Origin of the sequence: Aliibacillus thermotolerans, from assembly GCF_027853235.1 — a bacterium.
In the GTDB taxonomy this organism is placed as follows: domain Bacteria; phylum Bacillota; class Bacilli; order Bacillales; family Marinococcaceae; genus Aliibacillus; species Aliibacillus thermotolerans.
The window spans coordinates 17,033-35,072 of sequence record NZ_WKJG01000034.1; the positions used below are offsets into that span (position 1 = coordinate 17,033).

Consider the following 18,040-nt stretch of genomic DNA (forward strand, 5'->3'; position numbering starts at 1 on the left):
CTTTTCGCATGTCTTCAACTTTCGCATGATCAGGCATTTTTGAACACGATGCTTAACAATATCGATATAAATGTGATTCATTGAAATGCACCAAAAATGTTCCATAGGAGGTGGCGCGAGGAAAGCATAATGGACCCGTGTTATGACGTTCCCTTTTTCCCAATCCGATAAGTTTCACTCGAATCATTGTCTGTACCGTTTCTAAATGTAATTTCTTCATCATGGCAAAGTGACGGATCACGTAGCGTTGAAGCTATCTCAAACAGATCTGATTCTTTCGTTAATACACATAAGATATATAAATTTTTTGTTTTGATATGTTTAAGATTGTATTACCACTCCAATATTTTGTATAATATGTGGTATACACCATACTATGAGGGGGTAAATAAGATGACACAATGGGCACCGGAAAATTTAATGTCCATCCGAGACCGGGCATATTTTCATTTGAAAAATTTGATATTGGAAGGCGAGTACAAAGCCGGAGATCGTTTGATTGAGAGGGAATTAGCAGAAAAATTACAAATCAGCCGCACGCCGATACGCGAAGCATTGTTGCGCTTAGAATCACAAGGATTTGTGAAAACCGTGCCAAGAAAAGGGGTAGTTGTTTCTGATATTTCCACAGAAGATGTGATTGAGGTCTTTACGATTCTTTCATCTTTGGAAGTATTGGCAGTAAAGCTTGCTGCTCAAAAAATTGATGAGGAGACAAAAAGAGAACTCAAAGTTTGGATTCAAAAAATTGAAGACGCTCTCGCTAGAGGGGACGAAGAAGAAATATCAGAGTTGCATATTGAAATCAGCCATGTTTTGTATAAAGCAGCAAAAAGCCCAAAACTGTATGAAATGCTCGTTGATCTAATGGATTACATTCGAGCCTTCGCTCATGTGAGTCGTAGAATTGAAGGCCGGGAAGATGAAGCCATGAGAGAACATTTAGAAGTTTTAAAAGCGGTGTATGAAGAAGAAGTGGAAATGGCGCAATATTTAACGAAAATTCATATTGAAAATTCGAAACGAGCATATTTAGATGCTATTAAAAAAAGGTGAATAAGCGTGTTCACCTTTTTTGTAGCCCTTCTGTCCAGAAAAAACGACAAATATTTGAGTTTTTAGAGGAAATGTCGAAATGGAAACAAATTCATTTAAATAAAAGTGAATTATTTTTAAAATTTTATTGAAAATTTTAAACAAAGATGGTACATTGTATACAAATTAAACTTTATAAGGGGGAATAAAGTTGATAACGGTTTGTCGGGAACATGTAAATAAAGGAGTCCAAATGTTTCAAGCTCCGCATGTGACGAAAACTTCAATCAATGCCAAATGTTTATTTTGTCAGAATCGTGCCAGCTTTGAAGTTGATTATTTCGGATTTACTCCAACGAAATATTTGTATACCATTTCTAATAATAGATTAAATGCAAGTGTATGAATCATTTTTAAACATGAAAAGCGAAGGGGGTACTCTATTTGAATTCTACTTTTTTTAAAGAAGAAATTGAATTACCGGAAGTACCAAAGCAATCGGGGCATTATCTAGCTGTGAAACGAATAAATAATTTACTATATGTGAGCGGTGTGACTTGCAAGTGGAATGGCAAAATATTGTATCAAGGAAAAGTAGGTAAAGATTTGACGATTGATGAAGGATATGAAGCTGCTAAAATTTGTGGGCTAAATTTATTAGCAATCATCCAAGATTATATCGGGAATCTAGATAAAGTGAAGCAAATTGTGAAAATCACAGGATATGTGAATTGTGAAGATGGCTTTAGTAAAATTCCACAAATAATCAATGGCGCATCTGATCTGTTTGTAAATTTATATGATGAAGCAGGAGAACACGTAAGATGTGCGGTAGGAGTAGCTTCTTTACCGGGGAACGCCGCGGTAGAAGTGGATGTTATAGCAGAATTAAAAGATGGATAAAGAGGAGTGACAACATGCCAAAAGTAAAGTTGCATATTGATGGAGAATTAATTGAAAAAGAAGTAGATAAAAATGCGAACTTGGTAGTACTCGCAGGTATTAAACAGTTTCCGAAATTAAAGTACGGATGTGGCATGGGGCGTTGCACCAGGTGTACATGTCGGGTGTTGAAAGGTGCCGAAAATTTAGACGAACCGAACTGGAAAGAGAAGAAAATGCTTGGTGACAAATTGGAGGAAGGGTATCGTCTTACTTGTCAACTATCTATTCAGGACGATATCGAGATTACGCAAGAGAACATTTCCATTCGTCCACCAAGAAGAAAAAAGTCAGTGACAGAAATGAAATAGCATGTTTATTGTTTTAAATAAGGTATACAAAATACAATATGAAGAGGTGGAGGAAGTGTATGCGTCTCTATCAATTAGGAAAAATGACATGGGAAGAAGTGGAAGAGGCCTTACAAACAATTAAAGTAGCTATTATTCCGGTCGGGGCCCATGAACAGCACGGTCCTCATATGGCAGAAAGTTGTGATGCCGTTTTGGCCGAGAAAATGGCTCTTTTACTAGGGGAGAGAACATTTCCTTACTCTGTTGTTACACCGACCATTAATATAGGTGTTTCGCAGCACCACTTAAACTTTCCGGGAACCATTACGCTGCAGCCGGAAACATTAATCGCATTAATACGTGATATCGTAGTTTCACTCAAGCATCATGGCATCAAAAAGTTTCTTTTATTAAATGCTCATGGGGGCAATCAAGCAACATTAGGAGTAGCCTCTACGAAACTTTCAACTGAATTAGAGGTGGAATTATACTACGCGAAAACGACTGCTTCCGCCAAAGAGGTGATCGATCAAATCACCGTTTCGCCTTTGTACGGTCACAGTTGTGAAAGGGAAGTTTCAGAAGCTTTATATTTAGCTCCTGAGCTTGTTAGAAAAGAAAAGTTAACCAAAGGCGATATTCAAGAAGCAGGGCGCTGGAAACAGTTAAGACCAGGTAATGCAATACAGGGATTTTATCGATATGAAGAGATGACAAACAATGGTGCCATCGGTGATGCTACGGTTGCAAGCGAGGAAATAGGACAAAAAATAGTAGAAAAAGCACTGGATCATTTAACGAAAGAACTATTTTCATTGATAGAAGTGGATGCACCGGAATTAGAAGTGAAGTAGCTAAGTGATGATGTAATATTACTTTATACGCAGGCGGGTGGTAAATGTTAGTTAACTAAATTTGAAGGGGAGGAAATCAAACATGTGTAAACATGCTTCCGTTGCAAGTAAGAAAAAGACAGAAGAACTTTACGTGTCAACACGTTCTCACTGTGGGGGAGGTCATTGTAAGACATGTACTCACAAAAATGACCAAAGTACTAATGGGCTAGTGAAGGTTCAAAACAAACATTGGACGTAGTCTATTTTTAATATTTTTTATTTACATTAACACTATTATTAAATTGGTATTGTTCTTTATAAGGAGATTTGGTATATTGTATCCTAACAAAAGGGAGGAAGATGAAAATGCCTACAATTAATTTTCTGACAAGTAATAAAAAAATAGAAGTCCCAAAAGAATCAAACATTTTACGAATGTCCTTACGATATGACTGTGAGCTTCCTAACCGTTGTGGAGGAGGAATTTGTGGAACATGTGTATGTAAGATTGAGGAAGGGGCAGAAAACTTAGATAAGGTGAAAGTACAAGAAAGAAGAAAACTCGGGGAGGAATGGTTGGAAAAAGGATATCGACTCGGTTGCCAAACTTTTGTCAATGAAGGAGACGTTGCTATTTCTTGGGACGAAGAAGTAACAAAACAAGTAAAAAGAAGAAAACCTGATAAAATAAAAAGAACAGTATCTACTGGATCACGATAAAATGAAAGCGCTTCATTATGAATAGGTGGGATATATTTGAATTTACAAGAAAAAGCTTTGAATATCCATTATCAACACAAAGGAAAACTTTCGGTAGAAGTGAAAACTCCTGTTTCAGGAAAGGAAGACTTGTCACTCATTTACTCTCCCGGGGTAGCAGAACCATGTAAAGTCATTCATGAAGAAGAAAGCAAAGCTTATGACTATACCGTGAAAGGAAATAGTGTTGCTGTTGTGACAAATGGAACTGCTGTCTTGGGATTAGGAAATATCGGAGCGACTGCTGCCATCCCGGTGATGGAAGGAAAAAGTGCTTTATTTAAACTTTTTGCAGATATCGATGCATTTCCTGTATGTTTAAACACAAATGACGTTGATGAAATTATCCGAACAGTCAAACTATTGGAACCGACATACGGAGGCATTAATCTAGAAGACATTAAAGCACCCGAATGTTTTATCATTGAAGAAAGACTAAAAAAAGAATTAAATATTCCCGTATTTCATGATGACCAACATGGAACAGCCATTGTCACTGCGAGTGGATTAATCAACGCTTTAAAAGTAACAGGAAAAAGTATTAACAACATCAAGGTAGTAGTGAATGGAGCGGGGGCAGCGGGGATTGCTGTTGTCAAAATTCTCCGCTCTCTCGGGGTTCCGGAAATCATTCTATGTGATTCAAAAGGAGCCATATTTGAGGGTAGAACGTATGCGATGAACCCAATAAAAGAAGAACAAGCGGCATTGACAAACCCTCATCAATTAGAAGGTCCTCTTGAAGAAGTGATTGTAGGAGCAGATGTGTTCATTGGGGTATCTGTTGCAGATGCTTTGACTCCGGATATGATTAAAACGATGAATAAAGATGGCATTATTTTTGCTATGGCGAATCCAATCCCGGAAATAATGCCTGACAATGCAAAGCTAGCCGGAGCAAGAGTCGTTGGAACTGGACGGTCAGATTTTCCAAACCAAATAAATAATGTCCTTGCTTTTCCAGGAATTTTTAGAGGTGCATTAAATGCAAGGGCAAAAGAAATTAATGAAGAAATGAAGATTGCTGCTGTGTATGCGTTAGCTGAATTCATTCCTGAAGAGGAATTAACGGAAGACAATATTATTCCATCTCCTTTTAAACCTGGTGTTGTCGACAATGTTGCAAAAGCTGTAGAAAGAGCTGCTATTGAAAGTGGCGTATCGCAGAAAACGAGTATAGTGACAGAAAAAGTGTCAATCAGTCGTTAGATTATCAAAACATTCTGATGGTGATACATAAGTATCACCATTGGAACATCATTTTTAGGAGGTAAAAAATGAATACGGTATCTGATGTATTACATGCTCTTGACCGATTAACTGGTGGACGAGTAGTAAAGTCTTTGAATGACTTGTCGACTGGAGAACACCCCTTTGTATTACCGAAGTCCTCTAATATTCCTGGTAAAGGTATACTTGAACTTCCTGGCTTAGTTTACGGAAAACTCGATCAACCAGTTAAAAAAATTGCTGTGACGATGACCATGACTGAAGGAAGCATTGAATTAGCACATGCCACTGGAGTTGATGCCATTGTTGCGCATCACCCAATAGCAGAAGGAGCAAATTCAGGAGGAGTAATCTTAAAGAATTATCTAGATCTTTACAATATCGCAGCATTTGAATTGCATGAAGCGTTTCACGGTCTTCATCCCGGCATCTCTTTATTACATGGCCATGAAGCATATCGGAAAGAAATATCCTACGGTGGATTAGAAGGGAACATTCTCTTTGTTGGTAAAACAATTCCGGAAGTGAAAGTTCTCGGTGACATTTTAACGCGGTTAGAAAATCTGATGAAAATTGACCAAGAAGAACATTTATTAATGGTGGAGAAAGATATTCGTTCCTCACAGTCTCTGACGGAGACAAGCATAGTTACCCGTGGTCATATCTTGAATGGAGACGAGACAACATCTGTCAACAATATTATCCATATATTCCCACATACCGGTTTTACGGCAGAGCATTTACGTAAAGCATATGAGGAACATCCAGAAGCGGACACTGTACTCGCATCCATTAGTAGAGTAGATTCTGATCATGAGTTAGTGCAAACTGCAAATGAACTAGGTTTAAACTTCATCGTTGGAAACAGTCACGTGCTAGAAATTCTTGAAAATGGACTGCCGTTAGCCTATGCCTTAAATACTTTACTTCCTGATACGGAAGTGGTCATCTTTCGCGAAAGAATAACAAGTATGGCTTTGCAAGAAGTAGGCGGTGAAGCATTACAAAAATATGCGGAAGAAATGTCGGAAAATTTTTTAGTGAAAAAACAAGTAACGAAATCTTCGTAAATCTAATAGGAAGGGGAAACAAAAAAAGTGAGTGAGGCTAAGAAAGTTGCGGAAGAAGTAGTTGTCCCTCATCAGCCGAAGAAGGAAAAGAGAAAGTGGACAAGGATTGAAGGAGTTGGCTTTGTATTAGTCATTACATCTCTATTCGTCTTGTTATTTTCCCCAGAAACATTATCAGGGTTATTCAATTCTGTTGTCGATCAAGTGTATCCTGTCGTGGTAGATACGTTCTTAACCGGTACAGTTGGTGTTTCGATCATTGTAAGCGTTATTATAGGGCGATCACTCGAAAGGCTAGGATTTACCGATGCTCTCAGCCGTATATTCGTTCCTTTGACAAATTTATATAAAATTAATCCGGCAGTGATAATTCCGAGTATTTACAATATTCTTGGAGATATCAATGCTGCGGGTAAAATTGCGGGACCCATTTTAATGAGGTCAAATGCTACAAAAGATGAACAAAAGATTGCTGTCGCTACGATGGTGCAATCGCAACAATCTTTTGCCACTTTTATGCTCGGGATGGTAGCACTTACCGCTGTTGGGGTCAACGCGTTTATTGTAGTCTTTTTGGCTGTGTTTATTCCAGTTGTTATCGTTCCATTTCTATTATCAAAAACTATTTATAGAAACACAAAATCAGTAAAACTAGAAGAATTGCCATCTTTTACTCCTAAAACAGGATTTTTGCCGACTCTTTTTAATTCAGCTCGAGAAGGGGCAGAATTAGTATTTTTACTTATTATTCCTGCTGTCGCAGTCGTTTTTGCCTGTATTGGAATATTAGATTATATGGGGATATGGTCACCAATCGAAAAAGGGCTAAGTTCTGCATTACTCGCTTTAAATATTGATCCAGAAACGGGCGTTTTATCCATTTTAGCTAGCCCTACTCTAGGCATGGCGACTTTAGCAGAGACTGCTGCAACATTAGATCCCCGATTAGTGATTGGTTCATTTGTGTTGGCAGCATCCGGCCTTCCACTTTCGTCGGTTTTTGGCCAAATTCCAGTGATCTGGGCAGATAACTCCGATTTAACGGAAAAAGAAGCAATGGGAGCAGCAGTGCTCGGTATCGTGATGAGAATTATTACTGCATTTTTAATTGTTTACTTTTTAACGCCGATATTAGTTTAATGAAGGAAATGTTTAAAATGTCTTGGGATGAGATGAGATAAGTTAATTTGATACTGATTGATTGAATGCTCTTCCACAGATCGAGGATCAAGATATAACGTATACTTAGTAAATTCGTCTTCGTTTTTCTTACAAAAACGTAAGGAACAATTTCTATATAATGGTTCTAGTGTATCTCGTTGAGGAAGGTTTATTGCTAATTTTAAATCTTCAAGAGGAACGGAAGGACATTTTACTAAACGGCAAGGGGAGACTTGGAAAGACGTTTTCTGTAAAAAGGAAAGCTTGTCAGTAGAATGATGGAATCTCCCCGTTGCCGTGATTCTTCTATAAGGAAGAATAAAACTATGTTGATTATAACGATCTTTACCTACTGATGCTGCTATCTTGACGCCATTCCATAGAATGGAGATAGAAAAAGAACTATTAGGTAAGATTCTAACGCTTCTTTCAGTTAGTAATTCAAAACCGATCAAACACATGGTGTCACCCCCCAGCGCGCTTACACTATAACTATGCTTATAACATACCGCATATTCTTTCCTTAGTATAAGCAAATAGGAGGGCGACGTCACTTTTTTTAATTTTTAGCAGCCAATTTTAATTGAGAAAAATCAGTGTCTGGTCCTGATAATTCATTTAATTCCTCTTTGGCTTCATCAATTGTTTCAAATGCTTCAAAAAATTTAATAGGTATTTCATTAATATATGTCTTATCATTACTCTCTTCGATCAGTTTAATTTTAATATCATCTGATAAGACTTCAGCAATCGTGTATTTGGCTTTCAATTTGTCAAAGAAAAAATAGTCATAAGTTTCAATGACTTTTAAGCCATCATTGTTTAAATCTGTTTGATAATCCTCCTTGTTTGTTAAAATAATAAATTTGCCCATAGAAAACACTCCCTTTTTTGTATTTTGTATACCAATTATAATATGATTATTTGGAAATATCAATAGGTAATTTTAAAAATATTTTCTATTCCCCAAAGTATTTGAATATTACATTTCATGTAATTTTTACTTAACCATTGATACATAACCGTTTGCGGAGGTTTTTTATAATTGAATTGTAAAATTTAAATTCTTTCATATAAAAAAGATTGTTTACTACATATGGGATTTTGTATACAATTAGTCGACATAGGAGGTGGTGCCAAAAAGTAGTAGGTAATGAAACGAGTAATTATATGAATACTAAAAAATGATTGAAGGAGGAATAATATGGGAGAAGGTTTGATGATCACAGCTCCACACTGGATATTTGTATTAGTTCTTGTAGCCATCTTTACATGCATCTTGTTTCGAAAAGATGTCATCCTACCGTGTATTTTAGGAAGCTATCTGATCGGATTCCTCTACCATACCGGAGAAGGAATCGGCTCTATGATTATCGGAGGAGCTCAGGTAGTTTTCACTTCATTTTTAGTGGCAGGCACGGAGTTACTTGAGATCATGGTTGTTATTTCTCTCATGGTGGCGATGTTAAAGGCGCTACAAGATGTTGGGGCAGATGTTCTAATGATTCAACCGGTGAAAAAATTGATGAAAACACCAACAACCGCTTTTTTTATCCTAGGATGTGTGATGTATGTTGCTGCCTCCTTTTTTTGGCCGACTCCTGCCATTGCGTTAGTGGGAACCGTACTCATTCCAGTTGCCATGAGGGCTGGACTTCCAGCGATGGGCGCTGCTGTCGCAGTGAATCTCATGGGACACGGCATTGCTTTATCTAGTGACTTAGTCATTCAAGGAGCGACACAACTAACTTCGTCGGCCTCTGGGATAGAAACGACAACGCTGCTTCCATTTACCGCTCTTTTTTCAGTAGTTACAGGTGCCTTAGCAGTGGCGATTGGTTTTTACCTTGTAAAAAGAGATATGAAAAATGGAAAACTAACGGCGGAATTACCCGAAGAAACAGAGGAACAAGATACTGAAAGACAACAGACGAAAGGTGAAATCGCTGCGACAGTTGAAAAACCACCTTTTCGAACGAAGTTTCTTGCTTTCTTTGTACCGATCACATTGTTAGTGATCGTAGCAACAATGATTTTCCGTTCTTTTTCTCCTCATTTTGAAGCGATCCAAGGGGGAGATGCAACGGCATTGCTAGGAGGAAGTGCGGTAGCTTTACTTATTGTAGCAACGTTTTTGAATAAAGGATTCCAGTCCATTGATCGCCTAGCAAGTCATATTCGAGAAGGATTTTTCTTTGCGATAAAAATTTTCGCTCCAATCATCCCGATTGCCGGTTTCTTTTTCATGGGAAGTCCGGAGCACTCTCAAACGATTCTAGGAGAAGGCGCACCTGGCTTTTTGTTTGATTTGGGTGCAATCGTAGCTCCATATTTCGCTGGCAATGAAATATTCTTGACTTTTGGGATTGTCCTAGTATCGATACTCGCAGGATTAGATGGCTCAGGTTTTTCCGGTCTTCCACTCGTAGGGTCTCTTGCGGCTTCATTAGGAGGCAATGCAGGAGTGGATGTTGCTGTTTTAGCTTCTTTAGGACAAGTAGTCACCATTTTTGTCGGAGGGGGAACATTAACTGCTTGGGCGTTTGGAGTAGTTGCTGACGCCGGGATTGCAGGAGTAAAACCAATTGATTTGGTGCGTCGCAATTTTATTCCCGTCATGAGTGGTTTCTTTGTCGCCACTTGTTTAGCGATCTTTTTAATGTAAGCGATCCCATGAATGAATAAAAATATTAAAAAAATTAAAAAAATGTATTGACAAGGAGTCATTACTGCCCTATACTTGTAATTAACAATTTGGTATACCAAATACAAAATATCAAATTTGTTTTCATTTATATTTAATTATTTAAGGAGGAATAAACAATGGCAAAATTATTATCCCGTGAGGAATTTAGAAAAGAACTAGAGGAGGCAATTAAAGGAAACCATAGTGAAGCAGCTCCGTTTACAGTAGCTTGGGCAGAAGGAAAGTTGGAAAGAAAACACTTTGCTAGATGGGCAGAAAACCACTACCACTATGTTGGACCTTTTGCAGACTATTTAGCATACATGTACGCAAATACTCCTGAAGAATGCAGAGACGCAAAAGACTTCATTCTACAAAATATGTATGAAGAAGAAGTAGCTGCCGATCGTCACACAGATTTACTTATCCGTTTCGCTGAAACATGTGGAACAACAAGAGAAAGAGTAGAAGATCCAAAAAATATGCTCCCTACTACATTAGGTCTCCAAAGCTGGTGTTATTCCGTAGCAGTTCGAGAAAACTTTGTGGTAGCAACAGCAGCATTAGTGGTTGGATTAGAATCTCAAGTACCGGCGATTTACAGAAAACAAACGCCAATTCTTCGTGAAAAGTATGGATTTACTGATGAAGAAATTGAGTTTTTCGACCTTCACATTGTGTCTGACGAAATTCACGGTGAACGTGGATACTCTATCGTGCTAAAATATGCAGACACACCAGAATTGCAACAAAGATGTTTGGAAATTGTGCGTACAGGAGCTGACATGAGACGGATGTACATGGACGGTCTTTATGAAGCTTACTTGAAAGAAGATCTTCAAAAAGCGGGAGTTTAATTAACTAAACTAAAAGAAAGGCAGTTTCCGATTGGAAGCTGCCTAAACATTACGAATATTCAGGAAAAGGGTGGTAGTTTGTTACAAACAGACGTAAAAACCTACAGTAATTATATTAACGGAGTTTGGCAAGAAAGCGAGAGTGCAAATACGTTTGTAAGTGTTAACCCTGCGAATACAGAGGATATCCTTGGTCGTTTTCAATCTTCCACTGGTGAGGATGTTGAAAAAGCGATTCAGGCAGCTCAGGAAGCTTTTCCATCGTGGGCTGCTCTGGCACCGTCGAAACGAGCAGCAGTTTTGAATAAAGCAGCAGACATCCTTGAAAGCAAAGCAGAAGAAATAGGAAAAGAATTGACAAGAGAAGAAGGCAAAATCATCTCAGTTGCCACTGGGGAAGTGAAACGATCCGCTCAAACTTTACGCTACTATGCGGTAGAAGGACTTAGCTTTACGGGAGAAACATTTCCTAATGACGATCCTGCCTTGGATGTCTACACGGTACGAGAGCCGTTAGGAGTTGTTTCTGTCATTACTCCTTGGAACTTTCCAATCTCTATTCCTGCACGAAAAATCGCACCTGCACTTATGACAGGGAATACAGTAGTTTTTAAACCATCTTCGGATACACCGCTCATTGGATACCGTTTAGTGGAAGCTTTTCATGAAGCCGGTATACCAAAAGGTGTCATAAACTTCGTGACAGGTAGATCATCAGAGATTGGAGATCAAATCATCACACATCCAGCGATTAAAGCAATCACTTTTACCGGTTCCACAAGTGCGGGAGAAGACATTCATAGGAAAACGTCTTTTACGACGAGAACGCAAATGGAGTTAGGTGGTAAAAATCCATTAATTGTGATGGATGATGCAGACTTAGACCACGCTGCTCAACTGGCAGTGAATGGTGGATTTGCACTTACAGGTCAAGCTTGTACAGGAACGAGCCGTGTCATTGTGATGGAGACAGTAGCAGAAAAATTTAAAGAAAAGCTCATTGAAAAAACGAAAGCAATGACAATTGGTGATGGATTGAACGAAGGAACAAAAATCGGTCCTTTGGCAAACAAAAAACAGTTAGAAACTGTTTTAAACTATATTCAGATTGGAAAAGAAGAAGGAGCTTCTCTGGAGTATGGGGGAAGACACTTAACCGATGGTGTTTTTGAAAAGGGTTACTTTGTAGAACCGGCCATTTTTTCACAAGTGACTCCAAATATGAGAATTGCACAAGAAGAAATATTCGGACCGGTGATTGCGATTATCACTGTCAATTCTTACGAAGAAGCAATTACTATTGCTAATGGTGTTGAATACGGATTAGCTGCATCCATTGCTACAAATGATGTAAAACGAGCGAAACAATTTACAAATGATATTGAAGCAGGAACAGTAAAAGTAAATCGTACGACGACGGGTAATTTGATTAACGCTCCATTCGGTGGGTTGAAAAAATCGAGCACTTCTACTTTTAGAGAGTCAGGACGTGCTGGTATGGAGTTCTTTACTCAAATTAAAACTGTGTATGTAGGTTATTAGGAGGTAAGTTTTTATGCGCCAAGTATATGAATTAACTTTAGAAGAAGCAAAATTAATGATTGAAGCAGCGAAAAAAAAAGCAGAAGAAATTAACGTTCTAGAAACGATTGCTATTGTGGATAGCGGTGGATTTGTCATCGCCATGGAACGAATGAATAAATCCCGAGTAACAGGACCGGAAATAGCAATGGCGAAAGGATTTACTGCTGCGGGACATAAACGTTCAACTCATTTATTTAACCGCGAACCTAGTGGACCTGTACTGCCAGGAAATGAAGCATTTGGTATACAACATATGATTCCGGGTAAATTTGCAACGTTTGTTGGAGGTTTTCCAATCGTTGTGAATAATGAAGTCATCGGTGGGGTTGGTGTAAGCGGTGGCAATGGAGAACAGGATACCGCTGTTGGTGTGGCTGCACTGGAAGCATTAGCCGAACATTTGAAAAGTGAAGGACATGAGGTACTCACCGAACCAGATATAAAACTTTAGAAAATTCAGGCGCGCTGATTCCCACAGCCGCCTTCATTTCCTAAAAGGAGGGAGAGAATAAGTTGCATCCCTATTTACAAATTATGATAGGATTTGCTAGATCAGGTGTGTTAGGGTATGGCGGTGGGCCATCAGTCATTCCATTAATTGAGTATGAAGCGGTTAAAAACTATAAATGGATGAATAGCGATGAATTTGGCGAAACATTAGCACTTGCAAATACATTGCCGGGTCCTATAGCTACAAAGATGGCAGCATATATTGGTTACAAAGTAAAGGGACCTTTAGGAGCTATTGTCGCTGTGACAGCTCACATTCTCCCTTCTTTAATCGCATTAATAGGTATACTCACTTTTTTTTACTCTTTTCGTTCTTCTCCATTCATTAGTGGGATGGTGCAAGGAGTAACCCCAGTCATAGCAGTCATGTTGTTCATGATGGCATTGGATTTTCTTAAAAAAGGTTCCAAAGGGTTAGGAGTCCGTTGGGCAATGATATTAGCGGTTTTTGCCTTTTTATTATTACAAATCCTTACTCTTCATCCTGGAATCGTGATCGCTATTTTTTTAACATCAGCTTTTATATTTGCAACGTATCGTGGAAGAAAAACGATGAAACAGAATTTCGAACAAGAGAGCAGAGAGAAGGTTCAGTGACATGGTATATGTTGAAATATTTTGGGCATTTTTTCTAGCTAATTTACTAGGTTATGGAGGGGGGCCGGCTACCATTCCTCTTATTCAAAATGAAGTCGTGAATCGATATGAATGGGTCTCACTCCATGAATTCAGTGAGCTATTAGCGATTGCTAATGCACTACCAGGACCGATTGCAACCAAACTTGGTGGCTTTATCGGTTATGAAGTGGGGGGAGTGTTAGGTGCATTGGTTGCGTTAGTTGCGACAATTGCGCCTTCTGCCATTGCGGTTATTATCCTCCTTCAATTTGCTGCTATGTTTAAAGATTCGTTGCAAATTAAATATATGACACGTTCTGTTCAACCCGTGATTGCCATCTTGTTAGGAGTATTAGCGATTCAATTTATTTATACTTCTTTTGAAGACAGTGGTCTCATTCATTTAATGATAGTGACCGTGCTAAGTTATCTGTTTCTAGAAAAGTTCAAAACCCATCCAGCTTTAGTGATTGCTGGGGCTTTGCTTTACGGCGGGCTGTTTATGTCCGGCCTGATTATTTCATAGGACGGATGAACTTTATAATCGGAGGTTACGCATCATGGAAGATAAAGTATTTGATATCACTATTGTAGGTGGTGGGCCCGCCGGTCTCTTTGCTGCTTTTTATGCAGGAATGAGACAGGCATCCGTGAAAATAATCGAAAGTATGCCCCAATTAGGCGGGCAACTTGGTGCATTGTATCCTGAAAAATATATTTATGATGTAGCTGGTTTCCCTAAAATTAAAGCGAAAGATTTAGTTGCATCATTAGAGGAACAAATGAATCAATTTAATCCCACCATATGTTTAGAACAATCGGTTGAAGGCCTTGAAAAATTGGATGATCAATTATTTCGTTTAACGACAAACAAGGAGTCCCATTTAACGAAAACAGTAATTATCACTGCTGGTGTTGGAGCTTTTCAACCAAGAAAATTAAAAATTGATGGGGTAGAAAAATTTGAAAATAAGAACCTTCACTATTTTATTAAGGACTTGGAAACCTTTCGTGGAAAAAAGGTAGTAATCTGTGGTGGCGGTGATTCTGCCGTCGATTGGGCATTAATGTTAGAACCGATCGCAGAAAAAGTTACGATTGTCCATCGTCGCAATAAATTTAGGGCCCATGAGCATAGTGTGAAACAGTTGTTTGACTCAAGTGTGGAAGTGAAAACTCCTTATCAACCTATTGATGTGATTGGAGAGGAGCAGATTGAGACACTCATCGTAGAATCAGGAGAAGGAGAGGAAATCGAACATCTTTCTCTCGACGAGTTAGTCGTGAACTATGGATTTATTTCCTCCCTTGGTCCGTTGAAAAACATAGGAGTTGAAATAGAAAAAAACTCCATTGTCGTGAATTCAAAAATGGAAACAAATATTCCAGGCGTCTATGCAGCAGGTGACATTACTACTTTTGATGGAAAAGTAAAATTGATTGCGACAGGGTTTGGTGAAGCACCGACTGCTGTGAATAATGCGAAGGCATACATTGATCCAGAGGCAAAAATTCAGCCATTACACAGCACTTCTGTCATGGCGTAAAGATAGAAAGGAGAAGAAAATGGCTAAATTTACTTGGGTAAATAAAGATACATGCATTTCATGCGGTTCTTGCGAAGAAATTGCTCCAGATATTTTCGAATATGATGAAGAAGGTCTTTCACACGTTATTTTAGACGATAATACGGGCTCGCAAGAAGTACCGGAAGAATTAGAAGAAGATTTAATAGAAGCAGAAGAATGTTGTCCATCGGAATCCATCAAAGTTCAAGATGTTCCATTCACTCATAAAGTGCGGGTAGGAGAATAAAAAGAACCACATAAAACCCTTTCATTTTGCCCGAAAGAATCGTCATTTTTCTTTCACAAAATGAAAGGGATTTTAACAAACTCCACTCTTTTAAAATATTTTTTACACAAGGCTTTTCTTTTGCGCAATTTTGGTATACAATATACTAAAAGAGACTAGGAGTGGAGATTTTATGAGAATACCTAAGCAATTAAATTGGAGCGAACATATTTTTAAAGAAAGAGAAGAGTATGGCTATGAGAATGACTTTGTTCCATGTCCATTGCACAAGTTTTCTTGTAAAGAGAAATGTAAAACGTGTACTTGGTTAATCCATTTCAAAGAAGAGGACAATCATTTTCAAGTAAATTGTCGTCCACCAGTCATTTAAGAGAGTATTCCCTTGTTCATTTCTCTGTTTAAGAGTAGATATCCAAAGAGGAAAAGGTGGCTTTTGATCATGATTCGCTTCATATTTTTATCCGCTATCGTTATTTACCTTATCAATCAATTATTCTATCATCCCATATTAGAGACGATGCTTTCCATTGCCGCATTACTTGCTGTCATTTGTAGTGTGAGATACGTAGGGAAAATCGTTTTAACTTTTGGCGTGTTATTTTTAACTTTTGGGATTCTTTTAATGTTTATGAGTGATGCGTCAATATTTGATTACATTTTTGCGTTTGGACCTATGTTAAATTTACTCACTCTTTTTGCATTGATTCCTATTCTTGCCCTACCGATACGATTAGGTAATTATTCCAATGATGTTGAGAATGTAATAAAAAGAAAAGTATCAAATTCTAAGCAATTATACATGGTGTCGTCTGGTGTCTCTTATTTTTTAAGTTCCTTTATGAACTTGGCTGCACTTCCTATGACTTATTATTCCATCCGTTCGTCGCTCAAAAATTACCCTATTCAAGATAAAGAGCGATTTATGGCCCGTTCGATCACCCACGGATTTGGAATGCCTGTTTTATGGACGCCAGTCACTCCGATTGTCGGTATAGTCATCGAGATGACAGGTGTCCATTATGGAAGTATGATTCAACTTCTTATTCCGTTAAGTATCGTTGGTCTTCTCTTAGATTGGGTGATGGTTACTATCTATACGCGGAAAGAAAATCATCTGATCATGCACCAAGAAATGACAAGAACAAAAAAGGAAATGGCTGCCACTGTAGAGACAAATGGAAAAAGTTCACTCGTTCGTTTATCACACATATTTATTGCTATCATCTTGTTAAATTTAGTGATTATTTCGATTGAACAATTGAAAGAACTAAGTTTTATGTTGTTAATCAGTCTTTTAGTTATTCCATTTTCATTTGTCTGGACCTCCATTTTAGGAAAAACAAAAGAATACTTTGTTGGATTGAAAGAACATTTTAAAAACCATTTACCAAAGATGAAAGATCAATTTTTTCTATTTTTATCAGCCGGATTTTTCATATCAGCCATTCATTTATCGGGAATCAATAGCACTATCAATTCCGTTGTCAGTGAGGTAGTTAGTTTCACGGGGATTCAATTATTTTTAGTGATTCTACCTTTTATACCTTTATTATTTGCTTTTGCCGGTCTTCATCCTGCGGTAACTTTTGTGCTCATAGTGGAAGCTTTGGATCCAAGCGTGTTAGGAATATCCCCCTTCGTTTTGGCTTTAGCAATGCTAGGAAGCGCAGTTCCCGCCTTTCTGATGGGACCTTATAATGCAACGATTGGCGTAATGTCTAACATTATCAATAGAGATCCTTTTAAAATTTCCAATTGGAACATTCCATTTTGCACGACGTTTTTGGTTATGTTAATTGTGTTTTTACAAGGGGTTTATATGTTTACTAGTTAATTTACTTACTACCGTCAAACAATTTTTCAATGAAAAACTCGCTGTTTGCGAGTTTTTTAATTTTTAGCACACTACTGCTTCTCAGGAGACGTACACTTCCGTTTGTAATCTCCATATAACCAAAAAATGAGGATAACAAGAGATATGACCATGACAATAGGAACCCACCATAACGTAGTAGGTGCAAGTGTCCATCCAACGAGCATCATGGTAATTGAGATGAAAGGAGCCATGATGTAATAAGCAGGGGCGCGATAAAACCAACCGTACGGAAAGAAGTGAGCACCGGTAATAATGGCAAAAAAGATAATCATGTCGGCGGGAGATTGGATAAATGCCCAAAAAATAATAGGAAAATATAGGAGCTGTGCTATATTTAAGTGAATCCCCAGAATATTCAAAGGATTGTCATCGTTTTTCCAATCCGCTTTTATTATTTTTGACAATAGAATTGCAGTGGGAAAAATCAATCCTGTAGAAATGAGCGTGAAAATGTTTTTTGTGTGGAGAGAAAGCGGTAAAGTAAAAATGACCGTAATCACAGACCATACGATTGTTGCGGATAGTAAAAAAGCGATGCCATTTTTATGTTGATAGAAAGGTGATTCCGTAATTCCGAAATATCCAAAGGATTCACTCCAATCCACTTTTTCCATATTTAAGTGAGGTTCGATATGAAACGTTGTGACTGATAAACTAAATTATACAGTTTCCGATAAATAAGATCATACACTTTTAGTCAGTTGCCGAAGTTAGTAGTTTTTATGAAACTGCCCGAGGGCAGTTTCATAAAAACTACTCTCGCAACTT

The 18,040-nt window shown here is 38.0% G+C and carries 21 protein-coding genes; 18 read left to right on the forward strand and 3 right to left on the reverse strand.

Annotation, left to right across the window (positions count from 1 at the left end):
• Positions 1-393 precede the first annotated feature (393 nt).
• The 8 genes from GJS40_RS05530 (at position 394) to GJS40_RS05565 (ending at position 7,305) form a co-directional block, all read left to right on the forward strand.
• Positions 394-1,056, forward strand: a complete 663-nt coding sequence (locus GJS40_RS05530) for a GntR family transcriptional regulator (RefSeq protein WP_270896781.1) — start codon at positions 394-396, stop codon at positions 1,054-1,056.
• 423 nt (positions 1,057-1,479) lie between these two features.
• On the forward strand, positions 1,480-1,938 hold the full coding sequence (locus GJS40_RS05535) for a RidA family protein (RefSeq protein ID WP_270896782.1): 459 nt from the start codon (positions 1,480-1,482) through the stop codon (positions 1,936-1,938).
• Between the two features lie 14 nt (positions 1,939-1,952).
• Entirely contained in the window at positions 1,953-2,288 is a 336-nt protein-coding gene (locus GJS40_RS05540; protein ID WP_270896784.1) for a 2Fe-2S iron-sulfur cluster-binding protein, read from the forward strand.
• 59 nt (positions 2,289-2,347) lie between these two features.
• Positions 2,348-3,124 (forward strand): creatininase family protein, encoded by a 777-nt coding sequence (locus tag GJS40_RS05545; RefSeq protein WP_270896786.1) that lies wholly within the window; start codon positions 2,348-2,350, stop codon positions 3,122-3,124.
• 348 nt (positions 3,125-3,472) lie between these two features.
• On the forward strand, positions 3,473-3,826 hold the full coding sequence (locus tag GJS40_RS05550; protein ID WP_270896787.1) for a 2Fe-2S iron-sulfur cluster-binding protein: 354 nt from the start codon (positions 3,473-3,475) through the stop codon (positions 3,824-3,826).
• Between the two features lie 36 nt (positions 3,827-3,862).
• A complete protein-coding gene (locus tag GJS40_RS05555; RefSeq protein ID WP_270896789.1) occupies positions 3,863-5,074 on the forward strand; it encodes an NAD(P)-dependent malic enzyme in 1,212 nt (403 codons plus the stop codon).
• A gap of 68 nt (positions 5,075-5,142) precedes the next feature.
• Positions 5,143-6,165 carry a Nif3-like dinuclear metal center hexameric protein gene (locus GJS40_RS05560; RefSeq protein WP_270896790.1) on the forward strand — a complete coding sequence of 341 codons (1,023 nt, stop codon included), beginning with the start codon at positions 5,143-5,145 and terminating at the stop codon, positions 6,163-6,165.
• A 27-nt stretch (positions 6,166-6,192) separates the two neighbouring features.
• On the forward strand, positions 6,193-7,305 hold the full coding sequence (locus GJS40_RS05565; protein WP_270896791.1) for a hypothetical protein: 1,113 nt from the start codon (positions 6,193-6,195) through the stop codon (positions 7,303-7,305).
• Here the strand turns inward: GJS40_RS05565 and GJS40_RS05570 are convergent.
• Both GJS40_RS05570 and GJS40_RS05575 read right to left on the reverse strand, forming a co-directional pair.
• Positions 7,302-7,787 carry a hypothetical protein gene (locus GJS40_RS05570; protein WP_270896792.1) on the reverse strand — a complete coding sequence of 162 codons (486 nt, stop codon included), beginning with the start codon at positions 7,785-7,787 and terminating at the stop codon, positions 7,302-7,304. The two genes, GJS40_RS05565 and GJS40_RS05570, sit on opposite strands and share 4 nt — an antisense overlap.
• Positions 7,788-7,885: 98 nt before the next feature.
• On the reverse strand, positions 7,886-8,200 hold the full coding sequence (locus GJS40_RS05575; protein WP_270896794.1) for a hypothetical protein: 315 nt from the start codon (positions 8,198-8,200) through the stop codon (positions 7,886-7,888).
• Positions 8,201-8,530: 330 nt separating this feature from the next.
• On the opposite strand from GJS40_RS05575, the gene GJS40_RS05580 reads away from it, so the two are divergent.
• The 10 genes from GJS40_RS05580 (at position 8,531) to GJS40_RS05625 (ending at position 17,230) form a co-directional block, all read left to right on the forward strand.
• Entirely contained in the window at positions 8,531-9,991 is a 1,461-nt protein-coding gene (locus GJS40_RS05580) for a hypothetical protein (RefSeq protein ID WP_270896796.1), read from the forward strand.
• Between the two features lie 158 nt (positions 9,992-10,149).
• Complete coding sequence (locus GJS40_RS05585) at positions 10,150-10,869, forward strand: TenA family transcriptional regulator (RefSeq protein WP_270896798.1); 720 nt, start codon at positions 10,150-10,152, stop codon at positions 10,867-10,869.
• A 78-nt stretch (positions 10,870-10,947) separates the two neighbouring features.
• A complete protein-coding gene (locus GJS40_RS05590; protein WP_270896799.1) occupies positions 10,948-12,411 on the forward strand; it encodes an aldehyde dehydrogenase family protein in 1,464 nt (487 codons plus the stop codon).
• 13 nt (positions 12,412-12,424) lie between these two features.
• Complete coding sequence (locus tag GJS40_RS05595; protein ID WP_270896800.1) at positions 12,425-12,904, forward strand: GlcG/HbpS family heme-binding protein; 480 nt, start codon at positions 12,425-12,427, stop codon at positions 12,902-12,904.
• 62 nt (positions 12,905-12,966) lie between these two features.
• Complete coding sequence (locus GJS40_RS05600) at positions 12,967-13,560, forward strand: chromate transporter (protein ID WP_270896802.1); 594 nt, start codon at positions 12,967-12,969, stop codon at positions 13,558-13,560.
• A 1-nt stretch (position 13,561) separates the two neighbouring features.
• On the forward strand, positions 13,562-14,107 hold the full coding sequence (locus tag GJS40_RS05605) for a chromate transporter (protein WP_270896804.1): 546 nt from the start codon (positions 13,562-13,564) through the stop codon (positions 14,105-14,107).
• 34 nt (positions 14,108-14,141) lie between these two features.
• Entirely contained in the window at positions 14,142-15,128 is a 987-nt protein-coding gene (locus GJS40_RS05610; protein ID WP_333723879.1) for an NAD(P)/FAD-dependent oxidoreductase, read from the forward strand.
• A gap of 19 nt (positions 15,129-15,147) precedes the next feature.
• The gene (locus tag GJS40_RS05615) at positions 15,148-15,396 is read left to right on the forward strand and encodes a ferredoxin (RefSeq protein WP_270896806.1); all 249 of its coding nucleotides are present in this window, start codon (positions 15,148-15,150) and stop codon (positions 15,394-15,396) included.
• 172 nt (positions 15,397-15,568) lie between these two features.
• Positions 15,569-15,766, forward strand: coding sequence for a hypothetical protein (locus GJS40_RS05620; protein WP_270896808.1), 198 nt, complete (start codon positions 15,569-15,571; stop codon positions 15,764-15,766).
• Between the two features lie 69 nt (positions 15,767-15,835).
• Positions 15,836-17,230: a hypothetical protein gene (locus tag GJS40_RS05625; RefSeq protein ID WP_270896810.1), complete on the forward strand. Its 1,395-nt coding sequence runs from the start codon at positions 15,836-15,838 to the stop codon at positions 17,228-17,230.
• Between the two features lie 71 nt (positions 17,231-17,301).
• On the opposite strand, the gene GJS40_RS05630 is transcribed toward GJS40_RS05625, so the two are convergent.
• Entirely contained in the window at positions 17,302-17,877 is a 576-nt protein-coding gene (locus GJS40_RS05630; protein WP_270896812.1) for a DUF7010 family protein, read from the reverse strand.
• Positions 17,878-18,040 lie beyond the last annotated feature (163 nt).

What these genes read in the sequence shown, in the direction of transcription:
- GJS40_RS05605 (WP_270896804.1), top strand. Translation starts at nt 13,562, where the DNA reads ATGGTATATGTTGAAATATTTTGGGCATTTTTTCTAGCTAATTTACTA.
- GJS40_RS05580 (WP_270896796.1), top strand. Translation starts at nt 8,531, where the DNA reads ATGGGAGAAGGTTTGATGATCACAGCTCCACACTGGATATTTGTATTA.
- GJS40_RS05550 (WP_270896787.1), top strand. Translation starts at nt 3,473, where the DNA reads ATGCCTACAATTAATTTTCTGACAAGTAATAAAAAAATAGAAGTCCCA.
- GJS40_RS05575 (WP_270896794.1), bottom strand. Translation starts at nt 8,200, where the DNA reads ATGGGCAAATTTATTATTTTAACAAACAAGGAGGATTATCAAACAGAT.
- GJS40_RS05625 (WP_270896810.1), top strand. Translation starts at nt 15,836, where the DNA reads ATGATTCGCTTCATATTTTTATCCGCTATCGTTATTTACCTTATCAAT.
- GJS40_RS05615 (WP_270896806.1), top strand. Translation starts at nt 15,148, where the DNA reads ATGGCTAAATTTACTTGGGTAAATAAAGATACATGCATTTCATGCGGT.
- GJS40_RS05545 (WP_270896786.1), top strand. Translation starts at nt 2,348, where the DNA reads ATGCGTCTCTATCAATTAGGAAAAATGACATGGGAAGAAGTGGAAGAG.
- GJS40_RS05560 (WP_270896790.1), top strand. Translation starts at nt 5,143, where the DNA reads ATGAATACGGTATCTGATGTATTACATGCTCTTGACCGATTAACTGGT.
- GJS40_RS05585 (WP_270896798.1), top strand. Translation starts at nt 10,150, where the DNA reads ATGGCAAAATTATTATCCCGTGAGGAATTTAGAAAAGAACTAGAGGAG.
- GJS40_RS05620 (WP_270896808.1), top strand. Translation starts at nt 15,569, where the DNA reads ATGAGAATACCTAAGCAATTAAATTGGAGCGAACATATTTTTAAAGAA.
- GJS40_RS05540 (WP_270896784.1), top strand. Translation starts at nt 1,953, where the DNA reads ATGCCAAAAGTAAAGTTGCATATTGATGGAGAATTAATTGAAAAAGAA.
- GJS40_RS05570 (WP_270896792.1), bottom strand. Translation starts at nt 7,787, where the DNA reads ATGTGTTTGATCGGTTTTGAATTACTAACTGAAAGAAGCGTTAGAATC.
- GJS40_RS05595 (WP_270896800.1), top strand. Translation starts at nt 12,425, where the DNA reads ATGCGCCAAGTATATGAATTAACTTTAGAAGAAGCAAAATTAATGATT.
- GJS40_RS05530 (WP_270896781.1), top strand. Translation starts at nt 394, where the DNA reads ATGACACAATGGGCACCGGAAAATTTAATGTCCATCCGAGACCGGGCA.
- GJS40_RS05610 (WP_333723879.1), top strand. Translation starts at nt 14,142, where the DNA reads ATGGAAGATAAAGTATTTGATATCACTATTGTAGGTGGTGGGCCCGCC.